The organism is Neobacillus cucumis (assembly GCF_002860255.1).
Classification (GTDB): domain Bacteria; phylum Bacillota; class Bacilli; order Bacillales; family Cytobacillaceae; genus Neobacillus; species Neobacillus cucumis_A.
This window is the reverse complement of sequence record NZ_PGVE01000052.1, coordinates 94407-117965: the sequence shown is the minus strand read 5'-3', so window position 1 is coordinate 117965 and position 23559 is coordinate 94407. Positions and strand designations below refer to the sequence as shown.

Sequence of the window (23559 nt, the reverse complement as noted above, 5' to 3'; positions counted from 1 at the left end):
CGTTTTTTATACCAAACTAATTAGATAGATATAAAATTAGATATTTATAAAAGAAGGTGATCACTTGGTTTTAAGGGAAGAAAAACAGTATCGCAAGTTGTTTTTGGCGGGGGTTGTAAATGGAATTGGAGATCGCTTTAGTTCTGTTGCTGTATTAGCGATGCTGTTACAAATAACAGGCTCAGGCTTGGCAGTGGGAATGACGTTAGCTATTCGGTTAATCCCCTTTATCTTTTTTGCTCCTTTGGGGGGATGGCTGGCCGACCGGTTCTCTAGAAAGATCATCCTAGTAACAACAGATTTGATTCGTATCGCATTTGCGCTGTCCTTTTTATTGGTTCACAGTAAGGAGGAGCTTTGGATTGTTTATGTAAGTACCTTCTTTTTAGCTGCTGGGGAAGCCATCTATAGCCCAGCAAGAAAGTCATCCATCCCCCGTCTCGTCAGCAAAGAAAAGCTCATACAAATCAATAGCTTAGAACAGGTATTGATCGGAATCGTTCTAATTGGCGGGGCCTTTTCTGGGGGAATTGTGGCCTATATTTTTGGAGCCCATGTAACATTTTGGTTTAATGCCACTTCGTTCTTAGGAGCAGCCGCTATTATCTCAACGATTAAGTTCCCTGAAAACGAACAGGTTGAGGTGGATAGCGCATCTGAAAAGGAAGCTTTATTTACTGTATTTAAAAAAATTATTTTGATGTCTGCTCCTGTTCTAATCCTTTTAATCTGTGAAATTTTAATTGCTTTTATGAACGGAATGGATAATGTCCTCATAAGTGTATACGCCGTGAAGGAGTATCATATGGGGGATATTGGTGTTGGTCTTTTTTATGGAGCGTTAGGGATTGGGTTAACGTTAAGCTACTTTGTTGCCAACCGGCTTAGAAAGAATTTCTTAGTTACGGGTTTAGTCTGTTTGATGCTAGAAGGAGCTTCTCTTGTATTATTAAGCAGAACTCATTTAGTGATCTTTGCGTTTGTTCTATTTTGTGGTGCTGCTTTTGTGTCAGGGATTGGGAATGCCAGCTTCGATACTGTACTAATGAATGAACTCCCTGAGAAGTATCAAGGAACGATGTTTGGACTGTTAGCGACTGTTGGAAATACAATATTGGGTTTGTCTATGTTTTTATCGGGGATGGCTTTAGATTTTGTTGCTCCTCGTATGTTGGGGTTGATTGGTGGGGGTGCTTATATTTTGATTGCTATTAGTCTCATGGGTGTCGTTTCATCAAAGGCGTACCATAAGAAACTTCCGTCGCAGAAAGAACTTACTTCCCATTTATAGTTTAGATGTTAATAACTAATTAAACGTTTGGTTAGTTTTGTTGGACCATATGTATCATAGGTTTTAACGATTTAATTAATCGTTTGATTAATTTTTTGAGTCTTCAATATTTAGAGCTCTGGCAATTTAACTACACGTTAATTAGTTTTAAAGTGTAGTTGTTACTGCTACTTTCAATAACAGGTAACAAGAGCCATACCTCTTTAAATTTCTTAAATTGTCGTTAACGAGAATTTTCTAGTAAAAGATGATATGATTTTTACTAATAGATCACCCTTGTAGGAGGCTATCATGAAAAAGCTTGTAAAAGTAGTCGCAGCAATTATTGAAAATGAAAACCAAGAAATCTTATGTGCACTAAGATCGCCTGAAATGTCTATTCCAAATATGTGGGAGTTCCCAGGTGGTAAAGGTAGAAGCAAATGAAGACATCTTCTCAGCATTAGAGAGAGAAATCTCCGAAGAGTTAGATTGTAAAATTGATACATACAAAGAAGTATTTAATGTCAATACACACGAGTACGAAACATTTATTATTAATCTAATTTCCATCAAATGTAGAGTGGTTGAAGGATCTCCTACAAAAAGTGAGCACGCTAAGCTTATATGGGTAAAAAGAGAAAATCTTGATTCTCTTAAATGGGCCCCAGCTGACATTCCAGCAGTTGCACAGTTAATTAATGAAAAAAAGTCTTCTCAAACTGAGAAGACTTTTTTTCGTAATCTCTGTATAAAGACTAGCCGGAACTTCATTTTCTAATTCCATTCTGACTGTAATCGGCTTATCTCTTTCGAAAAATATGGAATTTCCTTTCCCTATATAAATATAAGGCTCCGTTTTTCCATCAATTTCTCTATACTTTCTAATAAACAAATGAAGATTAACACCTCGTTGTTTATTAAATATTATATTCTTCCCTCTTTCGGACTGTTGAGTGGTATTGTTTACTGATTGCCATTGAAATTCACCTGGATTAATAAATTTATCTTTATAATTAATACTTTCCTTTACATCCTCTTCCTTATGTAGATCAATAAATAAAAAATACTCATTCCCATTCGCAAGCAAACCGGAGCCTCTAAAGAACTATGAATTTTCCGATAGTTAGAAAGTAACCACCGGCTCCTGTTTGGTACATGACGTTTCCTAAATTAATAAACTTTTCTTCTCATGGACAGACGGGCTTAACACAGAGTTTCTTCTTTTTGGGTAAAAGCTCCTCTCAATAATAGATATTGAGTCACTCATCTTTGCGACTTTTCCGGTGAGTTTATTCACTACTATCCCCTGCTCTGACTCCTCACCATCCATAATCCTAACTTCCCCAACACGAGCTTGTTTAGGGTTTACCGCTAGAAGGACACGATGAGGTCTCCTTGGGTCACGTCACTGAACTTTCCCTCGAACCCAGTCCTCATAACTAACAGCAATAATTGTGGTATTTGAAGTCCCCTTCTTTTGAAGGGTAATCCGTTTCCGCCAGCCAACAACATGGTTTAGTTTTAGTCGCCTGTTCCGAGTTTTGCCTTCAAGCCCTCCGCACGATACCTCACGGCCAAGCATTGCTTGTCAGCTATACACTTCCGCCACACCTACGGTGTGTTAGGGACTTTCACCCTTAAGTTCAGTGCGCTGCCAAGCGCACAAAAGAAGCAAGAGAACCGTCCCCTTGCTTCTATTTAAGATAGTCTATTGCCGCTCTTTCAATGGCAAGTCCAATGGTGTAACGTTTCATAAATTGCTTAAAGCCCTCGACGTCCTCGGGATCAGGTGACATCGTCATACCTGCTTTTTCTGCAAAAACTTTCTGGCTTAAATACTCTTCCAATGTTTCATGATTCACTTTGTTTATCATATAAGCTGCAAGTAAGGCAATCCCCCAGGCTCCGCCTTCTCCTGCTGTTTCCATAACGGAAACTGGAACATGGAGAGCAGCGGACATGATTCTCTGTCCCACACCTTTGGTTTTAAATAAACCGCCGTGACCAAGGATTTCATCCAATTTCACTTCTTCTTGATTGAGAAGAATATCCATACCCAATTTGAGCGCGCCCAATGCCGTAAATAAATGGACACGCATGAAATTAGCCAGGTTGAAATTGCTATCGGAGGAACGGACAAACAATGGACGTCCTTCTTCGAAGTGAGTAATGTGTTCACCGGACAGATAACCATATGCGAGTAAGCCGCCGCAATCGGAATCTCCTTGAAGGGCCAAGTTGTACAGAGTTCCATACAACCTATTTATATCAACATCCATACCCATTGCTTTTGCAAATTCGTCAAACAAGCCTACCCATGCATTCAGGTCTGAAGAACAGTTGTTGGAATGGGCCATTGCTACCAGATTTCCAGTAGGGGTAGTCACGAGGTCGATCTCGGGATATACTTTGGAGAGTTCTTTCTCTAGGACCACCATGGCAAATACAGAAGTTCCCGCCGAAACATTACCCGTACGCTTCGCAACGCTGTTTGTAGCGACCATTCCGGTACCTGCATCACCTTCCGGCGGACAAAGCGGAATACCGTCCTCAAGCTCTCCGGTAACATCCAATAGCTTCGCCCCTGCTTCTGTCAGCACGCCTGCGTTTTCTCCCGCCAGCAATATCTTTGGTAAAATATCTTCCAGTTTCCATGGCAGATGATTAGGCTCAATCAATTCATTGAATTGATCAATCATGGTTTGATTATAGTTCCTTGTATTTAAATCAATCGGAAAAACACCAGATGCTTCCCCAACTCCCAGTACCTTCTGTCCGGTCAGTTTCCAATGAATATAACCAGCCAGGGTAGTCTGGAAGCTAATGTTTGCAATATGCTCTTCATGATTTAAGATTGCTTGATAGAGATGAGCAATACTCCATCTTTGTGGAATTTGATAATTAAACAGTTCTGTCAGAGCTTTTGAAGCCTGTTCAGTGATATTGTTACGCCAGGTGCGAAAAGAGACGAGAAGCTCTCCATCCTTATCGAAAGCCATATAGCCATGCATCATCCCGCTAAAACCGATCGCGCCTACTGTTTTTATAGATACTCCATATTGCTGTTTCACATCAGTCGCCATCTTTTGATAGCAATCCTGTAAACCCCTCCATATATTCTCTTCGCTATACGTCCAAATATTGTTCACATAGCTATTTTCCCAGTCATGGCTGCCAGATGCGATCGGCACATGGTCTTCTCCAATAAGGACAGCTTTTATCCGTGTTGAACCAAGCTCAATACCAAGCACTGTTTTGCCATTTTGAATGGCATTTTTTATTTCAAAACTCATGTGACTTTCCTCCAAAATAGATTATCGTTATGCCGGGGCTATCTTCTCCTCGATTGAGGCTCCCATATTTAGGGCGTGCTTGCTTTTTGCAGGTTAAAAAAATGGAACTTCTCGATTTTTTTAAGTATTTTGTAATACTGAGGATCAAACCAATGCCTAAAGAGACCCCTAATCCAATTTATCTGAAGATCAAATCACAATATTTATATCTTTAATTCGTTCATATAGCATTTTAAAAAGTTCCATTCGACGCTGATATAGGTCTGCAAATTCTTTTTCCGGCTCAAGTCTTTTACCCCTTTTTACTAATTGGCCTGCTTCTTCAAAACTTTGGAACATTCCAATTCCAACACCACCGGCTATTGCAGCACCAAGCGAAGTGGCATCAGATAGATTATGGTTTAACTGAACCGGAAGCTGCATAACATCACATAGAATCCCAGTAAGCGCTTTACTTTTTGCACCACCGCCGATGATTTTTACTTCTTTTGCCAATTTGTCAGCATTCAAAATTTCTGCTATGGATGCAAGTGAAAATGAAACCCCCTCCAGGACTGCTTTCACTAAATCAAATCGATTATGATATAGAGACAAGCCCAGGAAACTTCCGCGAATCGAATCATTCCATAAAGGTGATCTTTCTCCTAATAAGTAGGGATGAAATACTACTCCACGGGATCCGGCAGGGACATGTTGAATCTGCTCCTCAAACTGTTCAAATTCTAAACTAACCTCCATCGTGCTCCAATCGCTAATAGTCGAAAACTGTTTTATTGCCCATTCGTATGCGGCTCCAGCCGTTTTCATGGTCCCTAACACATTGTAATAATTAGGATTTAAGTCACAAAGGTTAAAAACCCGTTTGTAAGGATCAATATATGGCACGTCAGTTACTTTGGAAACCCAAGCAGTTGTGCCTAAGTTAATATACATGTCCCCTTCATTTATACATCCAGCTCCCATGGTAGCACATGCACCATCTCCGCCACCAATGACCACGGGAGTCCCTTCAGTAAGTCCTGTTTCCAATGCTGCTGTATGGCTAACATGGCCAATTACTTGTGTTGAAGGAACGATATCCGGCATTTTAGAACGATCAAGAGCTAATTCCATAAAGATGGAATCTTCCCATTTCTTATTAAGCAAATGAAAAGCACCGTTCAAAGAGGCATCTGAATAATCCGTCACACCTAACGTTCCGGTCATCTTATAGGCAAGATAGTCCTTTGCTTGTAAAAAAAAGGCAGATTTTTTATATTTTTCAGGTTCTCGTTTTTTCAACCAATACATTTTCATCAAAGTGTAATGAGGGTCGATTCTGTTTCCCGTAAATTTGTATAGTTGATCTTCATCGACCTTATTAAAAATTTCCTTTTCAAACTGTTTGCTTCTGGAATCAGCGTGAATAATAGACATGTAGAGAGGGGTTCCCTCTTTGTCTACCGGTAAACACCCATTCATATGTCCACTAAAAGTGATTACTGCAATGTTACATGGTGAAATGGATGTCAATACTTCCTTTGTTGTTTTCACAACATTTTGCCACCAATGCTTGGGATCCTGTTCAGCAATCCCTCCATGGTGATAAAATGTTGGGTATGAACAGGAATTAGAAGCAACGATTCCACCATCTTGACGATACAATGTGCATTTATGATTTGTTGTTCCTAAGTCATGAGCCAAGATATATGTTTCCAAAAAAATAACTCCTCTCGGTTAATTTTTGGATAAAGTAAGGTTTATGAGCAGTCTTCCCCATTACTTTTCACTAAAACTTATTTGCAGTTAATGACTCCAAAACGTTTCTGCCAATCTTTAGAAAATCCTTCAACACTAATAATGGACGAAGGATGTTCATGAAGAGCTTCAATAATATCAGGACTGGCTGTAATAGAATGTGCACCTGCTAAACTGCATTTATGGACCTGGTTTACATTTTTAAAGCTAGCTGCCAATACTTTTGTTTGCAATTGGAAAGTATTAAACAACTTGACAATGTCAGCTACAACTCCAACACCATCTCCAGAGAGTTGATCAATTCGATTTACATATGGTGCTACATACTGTATACCGCAGTTAGCACACATTAATGCCTGTTGGGCTGTAAAAATAGCTGTGCCAAGTGTATTGATTCCAAGTTTATTTAATTCCTTCATTGCTTTATATCCCTCTTTAACTGCAGGGACTTTAATATAAATTTTTCCACCCAGTGTCTGAACGATGTTTTCCGCTTCTTGAACCATTTCATCTGCTGTTTCTGAAAGTGTTTGGACAAACAACGGTCTTTCCCTACCAATAATGGTCTGTATTTGCTTTAATACATCCCAGTAATCTTCTTTTTCTTTTGCTAAAATGCTGGGATTGGTTGTTACCCCTTCTATTTGGTAATTCTCTATTAGGTGGCGAATTTGTTGCAAATTAGCTGAATCAATAAAAATTTTCACATTCTACTCTCCTTTTCTGCTTTTTTGTTCATAGAAATGCTAACTATTAGCCCAATCAACGCAATTACCATTAGTTGAAAATTTTATAAAGAAGATGCCTAAAAAGGGAATATCCCCTTTTTGAGGCATCTTCTTTAGTTCATTAACGATATAAAGGACCGAAGTTTTGGCAAGCACGGTAATCAGCTGCTTCAGGATCTTTCGTTCCAAACATTCCCCATGCACTTGGCCTAAAAATTTGCTCTTCACTGACATTGTGCATATTAACTGGAATTCTGAGCATTGAAGCTAATGTAATTAATTCACTTCCAATATGTCCATAACTCACTACACAGTGGTTGGCACCCCAGTTATTCATTACGGAGTAAACATCTTTGAATGCACCTTCACCTGTTAAATTTGGAACAAACCACGTTGTTGGCCAGGTAGGGTCTGTCCGTTGGTCCAAGGTATGATGAACTTCCTCTGGAAGCTCAACCGTGTAGCCCTCTGCAATTTGCAAAACAGGCCCTAAACCTTTAACAAGGTTGATTCGAAAAGCTGTTACCTCCATATTGCCCTTTGTTAGAAAATCACTTGAGAATCCGCCACCACGGAAATATCCTGTGGATGCAGGTCTCCATGAAGTTGCATTCAAGCACTTCTGTGCCTCATCCTCAGTAATTTCCCAGAACGGTTTTATGGCCGGCTTACCTTCCTTTGTTTGCTCACCGGTACCATCAAGAGCAGCAGAACCTGAGTTGATTAAATGAATAAAACCATTTTCTGCTAAACCTTCTGGTTTGTAACCCGTTACACGTTCTACCGCCTCAGGGCTCCAATAGGTCCTTACATCCGCAAAAACTTGAGCAGTATTTGTTAATAGATGGCCGAACAACATCGATACCCCGTTTAGGCTATCATTTTCCGTTGCCATAATGTATGGAGGGCGAATTCCATTCCAATCAAAGGAGGAATTCAAAATAGTTTCCATAAAGTCGCCATTCGGAAAATGATCTGTCCATTGACGCTGACCTTGGAAGCCCGCTGCGATGGCATTATGTCCTAAAGCTTCTTCCCCATAGCCAATTTTCTCTAAACTAGGATTGCCTACCATTAAATCTCTTGCAATCAATGTCATTTTGACACTGACTTCCCAGTCTTTATCCTTTTGCTCTCTCGTTCTCTGCATGTCTGCAGAATTATTATCAGGGCCTTCCTGACAATATTCTTTTACCCAGTTTAATGCTCGATGAAATTCTTCTTTATCGTATATTTCCTCATCCATCCGTCTTACAAATTCTGTCATGTCAATATATTCATTTCTCATTCCTAAATAGTCTTGGAAAAAGTCTGGGTTAACCGTACTTCCGGCAATTCCCATTGATACGGAACCCATTGATAGATAGGATTTTCCTTTTATGCTGGCAACCACAAGACCCGCTTTTGCAAATTGTAAAAGTTTTTCCTGTACATCCAGAGGAATAGAAGTATCGCTTAAATCCTGTACATCCTTACCATAGATGCCAAAGGCTGGAATGCCCTTTTGATTATGCCCCGCCAACACTGCTGCAAGGTAAACTGCTCCTGGGCGCTCTGTTCCATTAAATCCCCATACTGCTTTTGGAATATCTGGAGTCATATCCATTGTTTCAGAACCATAGCACCAACATGGTGTCACCGTAATAGATACTCCTACTCCTTCACTCGAAAATTTTGCGGCTGTTTGTGCTGCTTCAGCTACTCCCCCAATGCAAGTATCAGCAATCACACATTTGACGGGCTCGCCGTTGTAATGACGTAAATTCTCTGTTAACAAGTTTGCTACTGATTTTGCCAGATTCATAGTCATATCTTCAAGAGATTCGCGAACTCCATTTCTTCTTCCATCAATTGTTGGTCTGATACCAATTTTTGGCAATTTCCCATAGAATCTGTTTTGAACGGTTGTCATGATAAAGTCTCCTCTACATTGTAATTAGTTAATAGTTTAATAAAGTGTCCATATGCTTCTTGCCATTCTAATTGGTTTTGAGGTTCATATACCTTAACGGGAAAGGAATTTTTGACAATTTCACGGCCCTCTTTTAAGTCCTTCATTTTTCCAAGTGCAATCCACTGTGTTAACGAATTTCCGATTGCACTGGCTTCAACAGGTCCAGCGATTACAGTCCGGTTTGTCGCATTTGCGGTAAACTGACAGAACAGTTCATTTTGGATACCCCCGCCGCCCATATGAATAGTCTCGATTGACTTTCCAGCAAGTTGCTCAAGTTTCTCTAAAACCCACCGGTATTTAAGTGATAGACTCACCAAGATACAACGAAGGAATTCCCCTGGAGTTTCAGGTGCCTCCTGACCAGTTCTAATGCAATAATTTCTAATTTGTTCCGGCATATGATTCGGGTTAAAGAAAGCTGAATCATCAGGGTCAATTAAACTAGTAAATGAGGCGGTATCCCGAATAAGCTGGGCCTCCTCCTCGTATGTAAAAATCCTGCCTTCTTTTGACCATGCAGACTTACATTGTTGGATAAGCCACATTCCCATAATGTTTTTGAGGAGCCTGTATTCACCATCGGCCGTTCCCTCATTTGTAAATCCCCATTCTAATGCCTGTTCTGTAATAACAGGCTTCTTTACTTGTACTCCCATTAAAATCCAAGTGCCACAACTCATAAAAGCGGAATTTTCCGTTTGGATTGGCAGGGCAGCCAGTGCACACGCGGTATCATGACCTGCTCCAGCTATTACCTTTACAGGACCGATACTGAATTCGTTTTGGATGGTATAGAGTGTTGGTCCAAGTATCGTTCCAGGCATAACAATATCTGCCATCATATCTCTGCGAAGATTTAAACGCTCCATTAGATCGGAGTCCCAATTACGCTCCTGAATATTGAACAAAGATGTGGTTGTACTAATCGTATATTCATTTGCTCTAACACCTGAAAAAAAATAACTAAGCAAATTGGGCGTTAATAAAAGGGTTTTGGCCCTTTCTAACAAACTCGAGTTATTATTTTTAATCGCATAAAGCTGACATATTGTATTGATTGCCGCAGGCTCTACCCCAGTCCTGGTATATAAGACCTCTTTTTGAATCACACTTAATAGTTCCATCAGACTTTCCTTTGTATGTGGATCTCGATAAGAGTATGGATTTCCAAGCAACTCACCCGTTTCCGAAAGAAGACCGAAATCAACACCCCATGTATCGATTGATAGCGACTCAATTGATTTATGGCCTTTTTTTATACTTTTTCCGATCCCTGCCTTCATTTCCTGAAAAGTTCGCAGGATATCCCAATAATAGTGACCGGTTACATGGACGGGATGATTAGGAAATCGATGGACTTCTTCTAAAAACAAGCGATTCCCATCAAAACCGCTTACCATTAAGCGGCCATTTGATGCACCTAAATCGAAAGCCCAAACTTTATTCATGCATTCACGCCCTTTACTTACCTTGCTTCTTTCAATAATTGTGATCGGTATTTCTCTGAAGATAGATTTCTTAAATCCTGACATTCTTCTTCCGTTAGCACTCTGGGTGCTCCAACGGTTGAAGCAATGGTATAGACCTTAGCCGATTCCTCCATAATCTGCATAAAGAAATAGGCTTCCTTCATCGTTTTACCTACCGTTAACACTCCATGATTTCGCATGACCACTACATCATTTTCGGAGATCACATTCGATACAGCATTTGCTAGTACTTCAGTAGTTGGAATCATATATTCAAGGTAGGCAACGCTCTTAATGATAGCTGGAAAATCCGGAAATAGACTTGGAATATTTTGTCCGGTTGATGATACCCCTACCGAATAACTTGGGTGAGCATGTAAGACTGATGTAATATCCGGGCGTTTTCGGTAACATTCAAGATGCATTAATATTTCGGAAGATGGCTTTAAATCATCTAAAATTTCACCTGTTTCAATATTGACCCGTACCCATTGGTGATCCTCGATTTCCTGCAAATCATAACCACTAGGGGAAATGTACATGATGTTTCCGTCTCTCATACTTAAATTCCCGCCTGCGCCTACCACAAGCCCTGTTTGAACAATCTTAGTTGAATATAATTTCAACTCGTTTATCACCTTTAACAACGGTAACACCTCCGTTTAAGCATTATTTTCTTTGTTTGCTTCTAGCAATTGATAAAGTGTTTGAATGACTTTCAAATTGTTATAACTATTTTCACCTGAATAGATAGGTTCCTGGTTCGAAAGGATACAGTCTGCAAAATGCTCTACCTCTAATCGATACTGATCCCCCTCTATCATAAACTCTGTCAGCTCACCATCCTTAACTAGTTGGACAACTCCCCTGCCTGATTGCAGATCTGGGCGGTAAGCATATGGAACGCGGATGGTTCCATTTGTACCGACAATTTCATATTCATCCTTAGAATCTGCATCAAAACTACAGGCAAACGTAGCAAGAACATGGTTCGGGAACAGGAGTACCCCGGCAGCCGATGTATCGACGCCATCCTGATTGGTCTCTGAAAGGATTTTCAAGCTAAGCGGTTCTTCCTCCACAATATACCGAAGAGAATTGACACAGTAACATCCAATATCAAACAAGGCACCTCCGCCTAAATCAGCGTTTAAGCGAATATTTCCTTCCCGTTCTTCCATAAAGAAGGAAAAAAATGCTCTCATGAGCTTCACATCACCAATTGCCTTATCCTTAATTAAATCTTTTACCTTTTGATGCTGTGGATGGAATCGGTACATGAACCCTTCCATGAACATAACACCGTTTTGTTTACAAACCGATATCATCTCCGCAACCTGTTCTGCCTCTAGCGCAGCTGGCTTTTCACATAAGATATGTTTTTTTGCTTTTGCAGCCTTTATGGTCCACTCATAATGCATATTATTTGGAAGTGGTATGTATACAGCATCAATCGCTGGATCTGCCAATAACTCATCGTAACTTTCGTAGAAGACAGGTATTTGAAATTTTTCTGCTGCCAGCTTGGCTTTTCCACTGGAGCTGGCAATCGCGTAAACTTGCCCATTGGTTGATCTTTGAATAGCAGGAATAAGCTTCTCTACAGCAATTTGGGCGGTACTAAGAATTCCCCATTTTATTTTTCTTTCCATTCACTCACCCCTATTTACTAAATAGCAAATGTGATTCGTTTTTATTTAATGATTTAATAACGTATATTCAATTTGGGATAGAGAGGCTGTTCAGCCATTGAACCGCCTCTCCACCTTTGATTTTATTCGTAAAGAACTTCTTTAATTTTTGGATCATCGAGATTCGTCTTATCGTACCAGAAGAAACCAGTGTCGATTGTTTTTGGAACTTTTTTACCATCTAGAGTATCAATAGCAGCTTTAACTGTTTCGTAACCAATTCCAATTGGATTCTGAGTGATTGCCCCTGCCATTACACCACTCTTAATCGCATCGATTTGAAGTTTTCCAGAGTCGAAGCCGACTACAGTCACTTTCTTTTTGTTTAATTCCTTAACAGCATTTACTACCCCAATCGCTGATCCTTCATTGGTACCAAATAGACCTTTTAAATTTGGGTGCGCTTGCATTATGGCCTTGGCAGCGTCAGTTGATTTTAATTGGTCACCACCGCCATATTGGATATCAACAATCTTAATTTTTGGATATTTTGATTTGATTTCATTTACAAAACCATCTCGTCGATCAACACCTGTTTTACTTGTCTGGTCATGAGCAACAACGGCCACTTCCCCTTTTTCACCAATTAATTCAGCCATCTTGTCAGCTGCTAGTGCTGCCGCAGCTTTGTTATCCGTTGCTGCAGTTGCTACCGGGATTTCCCCTTCAACACCTGAGTCAAATGCTACAACTGGAATTTTTTTGTCTTGTGCCTGTTGCAATAAAGGGAGAGCCGCCTTAGAGTCAAGTGCTGCAAAGCCAATTGCATCTGGCTTTTTATCCAGTGCATTACGAAGCATTTCAACTTGTTTATCAACCTGTGCTTCCGTTTCAGGGCCTACAAACGTAATATTCACATCATATTTGTCTGCTGCTTCCTCGGCTCCCTTTTTGACAGCCTGCCAGAATTGGTGTTGGAAGCCCTTTGAAATGATGGCAACATAACGCTTTCCGTCATTTTTTTCAGGAGCTTTACTACTTTCTGTGCTTGCATTGTTTGAAGAGCATGCGCCTAGAATTATGGAGAGTGCGAGTGCTGACGATACAACTAAACCTGCTTTTGTTTTTTTCAATTTGAATTCCCCCTACGTTAAATTAATTTTATATATTGTTCTCTTTAGAGAGTGGTACCCGCCGTTATTTTGCTGATTTTTTGTTTCTTAAAACATCTGCGTAAACAGCTAGTAAGATAACTAGTCCAACAACGACTGTTTGCCATTCTTGAGGTACTGAAAGAATTTGCAGACCATTGGTTAACACACTCATAATCAAAGCCCCAATAACAGTTCCAAGAATGGTTCCTGTACCACCACTTAAGGAAGTTCCCCCGATTACAACTGCTGCAATTGCTTCCAATTCATATCCTGCGCCTAACGCTGGCTGAGCAGAATTTAAACGAGATGCCATTACGATACCTGCGACCCCTGTAAAAACACCTGCAAGCATGTAAATGATTATTTTCCACTTATTAACACTCACTCCAGATAGGCGAGTCGCTTCTTCATTGCTTCCAAGGGCAAATGTATATCTTCCGATGATGGTTTTATTTAAAATGATGCTAGCTACTATGGCCATTCCAAAAAAGATGAAAACAGCATTGGGAATACCTGACCCAGGGATAATCGATCCCATAGCAATTTTGTTAAAGCCTGGTAGAGAGGTGAAATAGATTGGAGTAGCTTTAGAAATAACAAGAGCCAATCCCTTAGCAATCATCATCATGGCTAATGTGGCGATAAATGGCGGAATCTTCATTCTTGCAATCGCAGCGCCGGAGATCCACCCAGCTGCAGCACCCGTTAAAATCCCCCCAAGAACTGCTACCCAAACCGGTAAACCCAAGTTGACGGCAAAAACACCAGTCATAACCGAAGATAAGGTCAATACCGTTCCACATGATAAGTCAATTCCGCTTGTAACAATAATCATCGTCGCACCTAATGCAAGGATCCCAGTTACTGCTGTTGACAAAAGAATTCCGATAATATTATCGAATTGAAAAAAGTTAGATGAAGAGATTGCAAAGATTAAAATAAGCACAATTAAACTTGCAAATGCTAGTACCTGCTGAAGAGCATTTGCATTGACCATTTTTTTCTTCTTCTCTTCAACTGGCAAGACTACTGCTTTTTGCATTTCCATTCATGTCCACTCCCTTATAATCTGTGTTTGTATTCATTACCCAATTCGCTTGGTTGCAAGCGCCATAATCGATTCTTGCGACGCTTTCTCATCATTTTTCAATTCCCCAGTAATTCTTCCTTCACACATAACAACGATTCTATGACTCAGTCTCAATACTTCAGGAAGTTCCGAGGAAATCATAATGATGGATTTCCCTTGCTCAGCCAGCTCATTTAGCAGCCTGTAAATCTCGTCTTTTGCCCCGATATCAATCCCACGGGTAGGTTCATCAAAGATTAAAATATCTGAATCTCTCGTTAACCATTTTCCAATGACAACTTTTTGCTGATTTCCACCTGAAAGATTTTTCACCAATTGGTTACCTGACGGTGTTTTGATTCTTAATTTTTTAATCATCTCTTCAGATTGTTGATGGATCTTAGAAGAATTCATAAACCCGAGAGGTTTTAAATAGTCTTTCATGGTTGCAATCGCAACATTTGTTTTTACATCCATCCCTACTAAGAGACCAAATTGCTTACGGTCCTCAGACAGATAGCCAATTCCATTTTGTACAGCATCAGTGGGACTATTAATATTCACCTTTTGGCCTTTAATGTGAATTTCCCCCGAATCTATTGGGTCTGCTCCAAATAGGGCACGAGCCACTTCTGTTCTTCCGGCCCCCATCAATCCGGCAAAGCCAACAATTTCTCCCTTATAAAGTTCAAAGCTTACATCTTTTATAGCCTTTCCCCTGTTTAAGCCCTTTACTTCAAGTACCTTTTCCCTGCTCTGTTGACTAATAATTGGTTTTTGATTATTATCAATTTTTCTTCCAACCATCATCGAAATAATTTGATCAATGGTTGCATCCTTTGTGTTTATGGTTCCTACATATGTACCATCTCGCATAATCGATACACGATCAGTAATTTTCTTAAGCTCTTCCATACGGTGAGAGATGTAAACAATTCCCACACCATCTTGACGCAATTTCCTAATCATAACGAACAATGCATCGATCTCGGTATCCGTTAAGGCGGCGGTTGGCTCATCCATAATCAATACTTTTGAATCAAAGGAAAGAGCCTTTGAGATTTCAACCATCTGTTGCTTAGCAACCGATAAATTACCTACCAATTCACGAGGATCAAGGTTAACATTTAATCTCGCGAATAATTTTTTAGCTCTGTTATTAAGCTCTTTTTCATCTAAAAAAAGATTTAAAAAATTTTTAGGTTCCCTTCCGATAAAAATATTTTGGGCAACTGTTAAATGCGGGGCTAAATTAAGTTCTTGGTGAATAATACTGATTCCAAGCCCTTGCGCCGCTTTTGTGTTTGGTATCTCTATTTCTTTTCCCTGGTACTTTATCGTTCCAGCATCCTTTTGATAGATACCAGTTAAAATTTTCATTAGTGTGGATTTCCCGGCTCCATTTTCCCCCAAAAGAGCATGAACTTCGCCTTCATTTAAATCAAATTGAACACCAGAAAGTGCTTGTACACCTGGGAAAGCCTTGCTTATTCCTTGCATTTCCAGTAAATTTTTACTCATTTGATCACCTACTAATCTATCAATTTTGTAAGGCAAATAAATTTCTTATATCAATTAGTTAACTATGGTGTTACTCGGTCACAACTCCCTTTTTTAGAATAACGTTAGCGTAGAGAGCGCTTTCACCAGTTGCAACAATTGCATATGCCTTCTTTGCCCGTTCATAAAATTCAAAACGGTCAACCATTTCAAATTCTTCAAAATGATGATCGTATTTTTTAATCAACGACTCATAGGTTTCCCAAATGGATGGAACAACAGGGTCCCCCTCGACTACCTTCATCAGTGAAACAGAATGATCACTGTAAGTATCCAATGGAAGGAATTTTAAGATTGCCTCTAATACTTCAGGAACCCCATGCCCGTCACATCGGATTAAGTTAGCCGCACAAGAAGCAGCAGGGAAATTTCCATCCGCTAAAATAATTTCATCCCCATGTCCCATTTCTAAAAGTATTTTCATAAAATCAGGACTAATTATTTTGGGTATTCCTTTTAGCATTTCTATCGCCCTTTCGGTTTATATTTAGATTAGGCAGGGAACCGGGAAATTGAATTGTTCCCACTTTTTTTAAAGCGCTTTCCACTTTTTGTCCTCACCTTTTATATCATTTTGTTGCTTGTTATAAGGATACTACTGTTTAAAAAATTAATTAATTTAAAATATTCCACATATTATTTGAAATCTTCCACAAAAAAAAAGATAGGAATAAATCCCATCTTTTCACTACTTCTTTTAATGTTCTTCGAAAGGAAACAACAGTTTTTGATTTTCAGGAGAATACATATTGTCTTTTGTTATAATTTCTGAATCTGTATATAGTAATTTTCCCTTAGGTTTCCCTTCTAAAATGGACACAGCCTGCTTAACAGCTAAATATCCCATATTAAATGGTTTCTGAACAACTGTTGCTTCTAGAGCTCTATCCCTCAAAAGGTCTAATATTTTTGGAGAACTATCAAATCCAACCACCTTAACCTCCGATGTCAGCCCCATCTCCTTATTAGCTAAGGCAATGCCGAGGGTCGTAAACTCATTAGCGCCAAAAAAGCCTTTTAAATCAGCATGATCCTTCAGAATTTGTTTTGTTAGCCGATAAGCTTCACTCACATCACTTCCACTGAATTTAATGTCGATAACCTGAATATCTGGATATTTCTTAATGACCTGTAAAAATCCCTTTTCTCTCTCGATTGCCGTGGCAGTTCCAGCCACAGTATTAATAATAGCGAGCTTCCCCTTTCCTCCTACAAGATGAGCCAGATAGTCAGCTGCTTGTCCGGCTGCCCTGACATTATCTGTGGCGATATGGCCTTCAGATAATTGATCAGGCAGCCTTGAATCCACAGTCAGCAAATGGATCCCTTTCTCTTTCGCTTTCTGTGCCAGGGGAGCAAGGCGCTTGTAATCTGCCGCAGCCAAAATAATCGCATCCGGCTTATTATGTATAGCTTTTTCCATCAATTTCAACTGTTCATTAACATTTTTCTCAGAAGAAGGGGCCCAAAATACCGTTTCTGCATGAAATTCCGTTCCCGCGGTTGTTGTCCCCCATTTAACCTGTTTCCAAAAATCAAGATCCTTCGATTTGGCAATAATGATGATCTTCCAAGGTGATTTAGGAACAGGCTTGGCATATATCACTTTCCAAGTAAAAGCAGCTGTAAGGATTGCAATGATAGATAGACCAATCAGCCATTTTTTCATAGGGTTACCACCGGTATCCAAATAGAAACTGTCGTTCCTTGATTGACCTCACTTTGAAAGGACACGCCAAAATCTTGTCCATAATAGATTTGAAGGCGTTCATGCACATTTTTGACCCCTACTCCATTTCCTTTTGAGTTTTCACGATATTCATCAGAATAGATGTTTTTAATTTTAGACGAATCCATTCCTACTCCGTTATCAATCACCTGAAGGAGAACCTTTCCTTCCACTTCCTTGCCAAGAATTCGAATGAGGCCTTTCCCCGTTTTATTTTTTATCCCATGGTAAATCGCATTCTCAACTAAGGGTTGTAGAATTAATTTAATCGTTTGGTAGGACATGATCGCAGGATCAACATCGATAATAAAGTCCAGTTTATTCCTGTATCTCATCTTCTGAATAAGCAAATAGTTTTTGACATGTTCTATCTCACCGCTAATCGACACGGTTTCATTCCCTTTATTCAAACTGATCCTAAACAGTTTAGCTAAAGAAGATGTCATATCAATCACCTCTTCATTTTGATCGCTCTCTGCCATCCAAATAATCGAGTCTAATGTATTGTATAAGAAATGAGGATTAATCTGAGACTGCAGAGCCTTAATTTCACTTTTTCTAAGCGCTTTCTGCTCTTCAACGACCTGTTGCATCAATTCCTTTATTTTTCTTGTCATCATATTGAATGAACTGCTCAATCTTCCCACTTCATGGTTATAAGAGAAATCTAATTCAATATCGAAATTCCCCATTTCTACCTCTTTCATTGATAATTCAAGCTTTCTAATTGGACGGGAAATTCGGCTTGAAATGACAATGGCGATTAGGAGAGACAGTAAAAGACTAATGACAATCATCATCATAAAAAATTTCTTTGTCTTTTTTCCATCCATGATCATATCGTTTACATTCGTCACACTTACGACCTTCCACCCCGTTAAATGAGAGGTAGTAATCGTATAAAGCTTTCTCTCCCCGTCGTGATCGATAACAAAACTTTTCCCCTTTGCGTTCAATACTTGGGTAATCATTTCCGTTTTGAGCCTGCTGTAAATCATCTGCTGCTGGGGGTGGTAAACGATATTTCCTTGCTTATCCATGATGAAGATGTAGCCTTTGGACCCCAATTGAACCTTTTTACATATCTCAGAGATAATTTTGTAATTTAGATCGATGAGTAAGATCCCTTTTCTCGCATGACTATCCGTACTTTTTAGCTCTTTGCTTAAGGACACGACCCAATGAGGATCGTCCACAAAGGCTTGCACATGGGAGGAAGAAACAACGGGCTCTCCATGGGACTCTTTAGCTGCTAGGTACCAATCTTGATTCTCAATCTTGATATCATCCTTAATTTTGAGTTTAGGATTGCTTTTTAGGATTTGGCCGTTATAACCAAAAGCAAATATGGAAACGATGTCATTTCTTGCATTGATAAACGAATTGAATAAGTCAATCAGCTTATTCTCCTGTTCTCCTTTTTCTATGAAACTTCCATTTTCATTTGAAGAAAAGTACTGCTGGAAGCTTGGATCGTTTTGAACAATGGAGGAAATATCATCCATATAACGAATATAGTAATCGACATTCTCCTTTACCTGTTTCGTAAGCTGGAGATTATATTCCTTTGCATTTTCCTCCAAAGTATTGGAAAACTTATCATATGAAACAAAACCAATAATGGTAATAATCACTAAAATAAGAGCAGAAAAAGAAAAAGCTATATGAAATTGAATACTATTTAACTGCAGAAAAATGTGCTTTATCCATTGTTTATTTAATTTTGCTTGCAAGGCCTATCCCACTCTCCCTATCTTGCTGTCTGTACTGACGACCGGTAATCTTTCGGGGAAACTCCCACTTGCTTCTTGAATACCGTACTAAAGTATTGGGGGTCACTGTACCCTGCCATTTCAGCAATTTCATATGTTTTGTAATCTGTCCCCCTTAATAGTTGCTTAGCTTTTTCGAGGCGAAATTTGGTTAAATATTCAACAAATGTCTCTCCGGTTTCTTTCTTAAAAGTTAAACTGAAATAACTGACACTGACATGAAGATACTTACAGATAGTTGATAATGAAATGCTGCTATCAGCATAGTGGTCTAGTATATATTGTTTAGCTTGTTCCACTTGCTGCTTGACTGATGAGGTACGCTTTTCGGAGATTAGAAGATTTGCATCCTTGCAGACACTCTTTAGCCAATCTTTAATTTCATTCATTGTCTTATATTGATGAAATTCTGTCATAGGGCCAAGGGACTCTCCCCAAAATGGCTGCGCTTCTAATCCTAGCTCATAAAATGTTTTATTGATCATGACTAACAGTTCCATAATATAGAGTTTACAACGATTTAATCCCGACTTTTCCAAATAGGAAAAGATCGAATCTATCAGTTGATGTGTTTCTTCTATAGATCCTACTTTGATATTCGTCAACAGTTTTTTCTCCAAATCCAAGGGCTGAGAAAACACCGATTGTTTCTTTTCCATATCAGAAATATGGATAACTTGGTTTTTACCCAATATGAAACGGTATTCAAGTGCTGCTAATGCTTCCTGATAACAAACATGGATATCCTTTGCCTGAGAAGCGAGATTACTTATTCCAATTGTCACCGCGGTTTTCAGCTTAGCCTGTATGACCTCCTGAATTTCTTTCGAAATGGAAAATGCTAATTCTTGAGCATGCTGCTCATTCAAACAAGACATGAGGATAACAGTTTGTCCATGCCTGTTACTAAAGGCAATCATTTCCTCCCGCCCCCTAAACCACTCGACAGATAAATTTAGGATCGCAAATTGTAACAGCTGTGTTTCTTCAAAACCATGATCCATAGAATCAAAATCTATTAATAAAACCATACACGAAGGCGTGGATAGCGGAATGGAAAGATAGCTGCAACTCCGACCAAACTCCTCATCTGAAACGGGAAAAGAGATCAGCTGATTCAGAAACCTCTCTTTCAAAAGAGGAAGACTTTCCTTAACCTGTCTTCGTAAAGACTCAAGGTACGCCTTACCAGACATCTCTTCATCCAATGTTTTCTTCACATCCAATAATAGCGTTTTCATTTCTTTGGAAGTAATTGGTTTTAAAATATAATCTTGCACCCCGAGTTTTATTGCATTTTGAGCATACTCAAATTGATCGTATCCGCTTAAGATAATGACTTTTATAGATGGAAAAATGGTTTTTACTTTCTCAGTTAAGGCCAAACCATCCATGATTGGCATAGAAATGTCAGTTATTAGAAGATCCACTTGGTTTGATTGAATCATATGTAATGCCTCTTGACCGTTTTCTGTTGTACCGATTAGCTCGAAACCTAATTCTCCCCACGGGATTCTGTTTCGAATTCCCTCGCGTACGATTTCTTCGTCATCAACAAGAACAACTCTATACATGCTCTGCTCCCTCTCTATCAAAAACGATGCTATTATTCAGAATTCATTATACAATAAAAACTTGCCAATGATTAACAAGAAATAACCCACTTTAATCTAAACCCAAAAAGTTATACACAGAAATTTAGGCAACTACTTGAGCAACCGTACTCATGCCTCTTTATTTTTCCTTAATTCGTTTGTGATAATAGTAATTAACTCAACTTTCGCACCGATAAAATAAGCGTTAATCGTTAATTGTATTGAATTTTAAGTAAATCTATTATTTATCTTACATGGTTAATAAAAAATGAAAAACACCTCGTTCATTGGTAGAGTGAGATTGACTAGAAATCACAAACCATATAGAAGAGGTGTCTTCTACATGATAGACCAAAATAGTCAATAGAATCAACTATAAAAAAGAACTTAATTCCGTTTTTTCTGAGCTTAAAATGAAGAAACACTTACATGATGCAGGCATAAGAAAAACCGGGCAAAAACCGCCCGGTCCTTTTTGGTTTTGAGTATATCCGAAAGTTTGTATTCTATGCTTTGTACTCCTTTATAGTATTCAGGGTAGATTTGTCCACCACATTTCTCGCATGAAAATATAGGAGGGGTCGTTGGGTCCCCATCATCCATTAAATCAAAGTCCCTGACCACATTTAACGGAATATCCTCCTTCTCATGACACACCAAACAAAGCTGACGCTCTGTTTGTGGGAATACATGGGGTGTTGATGAGTTACACCTGTTTTTTTAAATTTTGTTTAGAACTCAACCAATTCTTTCATTTTTTCTACATTTATTCCCAAATGGGAATAACTCATTTCTTTCCTCTAGGTTCGGTTGTATAATAGACTCTTACTTAACTGTTATACACCCCAGTAAATATAATTCAATAATCTTCTTTTATTAAGATGGGGCAAACCTAATTTTCACAAAAATAACTTCAAGATAGAAAAAGCAGCCAAAATCTAGTAAGATATCCACATGTGACATTAGATAGAGGGGTTAAAAAAATGAGCGTTTTAAATGTACAAAATTTAAGTCATGGTTTCGGTGATCGTGCGATTTTTAATAATGTGTCTTTTCGACTTTTAAAAGGGGAGCACGTTGGACTAGTTGGGGCAAATGGTGAGGGTAAGTCTACTTTCATGAATATTGTTACTGGGAAGTTACAACCCGACGAGGGGAAAGTGGAGTGGTCACGAAAAGTTCGTGTTGGTTATTTAGATCAGCATGCTGTACTTCAAAAGGGTACTACGATGCGTGAAGCTTTGAGTACTGCTTTTCAATATCTTTTTGATGCTGAATCAGAAATCAATGAACTTTATGCAAAAATGGGTGATGATGGTGCTGACATCGATGCATTACTTGCAGAAGTTGGAGAGCTACAAGAAACTTTAGATAGTAATGATTTCTATCGAATTAATTCAAAAGTTGAGGAAGTTGCTCGTGGTCTAGGGTTAGACGATGTTGGACTCGATCGAGATGTAGATGATCTTAGCGGTGGGCAACGTACGAAAGTTTTACTAGCTAAGCTTTTGCTAGAAAAGCCTGAAATCCTATTACTAGACGAGCCTACGAACTATTTGGATGAACAGCATATCGAATGGCTGAAGCGCTATTTACAGGAATATGAGAATGCATTTATCTTGATTTCACATGACATTCCATTCTTGAACAATGTTGTTAACTTGATCTACCACATGGAAAACCAAGAGTTGAATCGCTATGTTGGTGACTATGATAACTTCTTAAAAATTCATGAAATGAAGAAGCAACAGCTAGAGTCTGCTTACAAGCGCCAACAACAAGAAATTGCTGATTTGAAAGACTTCGTTGCTCGTAACAAGGCAAGTGTTGCGACTCGTAATATGGCGATGTCTCGTCAGAAGAAGCTCGACAAAATGGAAGTTATTGAATTGGGGAAAGAGAAGCCGAAACCAGAGTTTAACTTCAAAGAAGCTCGTGCAGCTAGTCGTTATATTTTCACGGCTGAAGATCTTGTTATTGGTTACAATGAACCACTTTCTCGCCCTCTGAATTTGAAAATGGAACGCGGACAAAAAATCGCATTCGTGGGTGCAAACGGTATTGGGAAGTCTACTCTTTTAAAAAGTATTCTTGGGCTAATTAATCCAATTTCGGGTAAAGTGGAACGTGGTGAGTATCAACACATTGGTTACTTCGAGCAGGAAGTTAAACAGGCCAATTACAACACTTGTATTGAAGAAATTTGGAGCGAGTTCCCTAGTATGAATCAGGCTGAAGTCCGAGCGGCTCTAGCAAAATGTGGATTAACGACGAAACATATTGAAAGTAAAGTTGAAGTCCTTTCTGGTGGGGAAAAAGCCAAAGTCCGATTGTGTAAAATTATTAACACAGAAACGAATTTATTAATCCTAGACGAACCTACCAATCACTTGGATGTGGACGCAAAAGAAGAATTGAAGCGTGCGTTAAAGGCATATCGCGGAAGTATTTTGATGGTATCCCATGAACCTGATTTCTATCGTGAAATTGCGACTGATATTTGGAATTGTGAGGATTGGACTACGAAAGTGTTTTAAATAAAAATTAAGGGGTACCCAATGAATAAAATTTCACTTGGGTACCCCTTTTTAT

Annotated in this window: 18 protein-coding genes and 1 pseudogene; 3 read left to right on the top strand and 16 right to left on the bottom strand. The window is 39.1% G+C overall.

Annotated elements, in window-relative coordinates; genetic code table 11:
* Positions 1-64: 64 nt before the first annotated feature.
* Together CVD27_RS13825 and CVD27_RS13820 are read left to right on the top strand one after the other, a co-directional pair.
* Positions 65-1291 (top strand): MFS transporter, encoded by a 1227-nt coding sequence (locus tag CVD27_RS13825; RefSeq protein WP_101648493.1) that lies wholly within the window; start codon positions 65-67, stop codon positions 1289-1291.
* Positions 1292-1582: 291 nt separating this feature from the next.
* Positions 1583-2051, top strand: a pseudogene (locus tag CVD27_RS13820) ((deoxy)nucleoside triphosphate pyrophosphohydrolase).
* Here CVD27_RS13820 and CVD27_RS13815 read toward each other — a convergent pair.
* From CVD27_RS13815 to CVD27_RS13745, 16 genes are all read right to left on the bottom strand, one after another.
* On the bottom strand, positions 1965-2360 hold the full coding sequence (locus CVD27_RS13815; RefSeq protein WP_257984358.1) for a DUF3427 domain-containing protein: 396 nt from the start codon (positions 2358-2360) through the stop codon (positions 1965-1967). The pseudogene CVD27_RS13820 and the gene CVD27_RS13815 overlap by 87 nt on opposite strands.
* A gap of 318 nt (positions 2361-2678) precedes the next feature.
* Positions 2679-2855 carry a hypothetical protein gene (locus CVD27_RS28140; protein WP_180960278.1) on the bottom strand — a complete coding sequence of 59 codons (177 nt, stop codon included), beginning with the start codon at positions 2853-2855 and terminating at the stop codon, positions 2679-2681.
* A 112-nt stretch (positions 2856-2967) separates the two neighbouring features.
* Positions 2968-4566 (bottom strand): xylulokinase, encoded by a 1599-nt coding sequence (locus CVD27_RS13810; protein ID WP_101648492.1) that lies wholly within the window; start codon positions 4564-4566, stop codon positions 2968-2970.
* A gap of 189 nt (positions 4567-4755) precedes the next feature.
* Positions 4756-6264: a xylulokinase gene (locus CVD27_RS13805; RefSeq protein ID WP_101648491.1), complete on the bottom strand. Its 1509-nt coding sequence runs from the start codon at positions 6262-6264 to the stop codon at positions 4756-4758.
* A gap of 77 nt (positions 6265-6341) precedes the next feature.
* On the bottom strand, positions 6342-7010 hold the full coding sequence (locus CVD27_RS13800) for a transaldolase family protein (protein WP_101648490.1): 669 nt from the start codon (positions 7008-7010) through the stop codon (positions 6342-6344).
* A gap of 142 nt (positions 7011-7152) precedes the next feature.
* On the bottom strand, positions 7153-8943 hold the full coding sequence (locus CVD27_RS13795; RefSeq protein WP_101648489.1) for an L-fucose isomerase: 1791 nt from the start codon (positions 8941-8943) through the stop codon (positions 7153-7155).
* On the bottom strand, positions 8940-10436 hold the full coding sequence (locus tag CVD27_RS13790; protein WP_101648488.1) for a rhamnulokinase: 1497 nt from the start codon (positions 10434-10436) through the stop codon (positions 8940-8942). Before CVD27_RS13790 ends, CVD27_RS13795 begins: the two co-directional genes overlap by 4 nt.
* Positions 10437-10453: 17 nt before the next feature.
* Complete coding sequence (locus tag CVD27_RS13785) at positions 10454-11104, bottom strand: class II aldolase/adducin family protein (RefSeq protein ID WP_101648487.1); 651 nt, start codon at positions 11102-11104, stop codon at positions 10454-10456.
* Positions 11105-11119: 15 nt separating this feature from the next.
* Positions 11120-12109 carry a Gfo/Idh/MocA family protein gene (locus tag CVD27_RS13780; RefSeq protein ID WP_101648486.1) on the bottom strand — a complete coding sequence of 330 codons (990 nt, stop codon included), beginning with the start codon at positions 12107-12109 and terminating at the stop codon, positions 11120-11122.
* Between the two features lie 122 nt (positions 12110-12231).
* On the bottom strand, positions 12232-13221 hold the full coding sequence (locus CVD27_RS13775) for an ABC transporter substrate-binding protein (protein WP_101648485.1): 990 nt from the start codon (positions 13219-13221) through the stop codon (positions 12232-12234).
* 64 nt (positions 13222-13285) lie between these two features.
* Positions 13286-14290, bottom strand: a complete 1005-nt coding sequence (locus CVD27_RS13770) for an ABC transporter permease (protein WP_101648484.1) — start codon at positions 14288-14290, stop codon at positions 13286-13288.
* 36 nt (positions 14291-14326) lie between these two features.
* A complete protein-coding gene (locus tag CVD27_RS13765) occupies positions 14327-15832 on the bottom strand; it encodes a sugar ABC transporter ATP-binding protein (protein ID WP_101648483.1) in 1506 nt (501 codons plus the stop codon).
* Between the two features lie 70 nt (positions 15833-15902).
* Positions 15903-16334 carry an RbsD/FucU family protein gene (locus tag CVD27_RS13760; RefSeq protein ID WP_101648482.1) on the bottom strand — a complete coding sequence of 144 codons (432 nt, stop codon included), beginning with the start codon at positions 16332-16334 and terminating at the stop codon, positions 15903-15905.
* 234 nt (positions 16335-16568) lie between these two features.
* Positions 16569-17540: a substrate-binding domain-containing protein gene (locus CVD27_RS13755; RefSeq protein ID WP_101648481.1), complete on the bottom strand. Its 972-nt coding sequence runs from the start codon at positions 17538-17540 to the stop codon at positions 16569-16571.
* Positions 17537-19333: a cache domain-containing sensor histidine kinase gene (locus tag CVD27_RS13750; RefSeq protein WP_101648480.1), complete on the bottom strand. Its 1797-nt coding sequence runs from the start codon at positions 19331-19333 to the stop codon at positions 17537-17539. Before CVD27_RS13750 ends, CVD27_RS13755 begins: the two co-directional genes overlap by 4 nt.
* Before the next feature lie 17 nt (positions 19334-19350).
* A complete protein-coding gene (locus CVD27_RS13745) occupies positions 19351-20946 on the bottom strand; it encodes a response regulator transcription factor (RefSeq protein ID WP_101648479.1) in 1596 nt (531 codons plus the stop codon).
* 1004 nt (positions 20947-21950) lie between these two features.
* Here CVD27_RS13745 and CVD27_RS13735 point away from each other — a divergent pair.
* A complete protein-coding gene (locus CVD27_RS13735; protein ID WP_101648477.1) occupies positions 21951-23504 on the top strand; it encodes an ABC-F family ATP-binding cassette domain-containing protein in 1554 nt (517 codons plus the stop codon).
* The last annotated feature ends 55 nt before the right edge of the window (positions 23505-23559 follow it).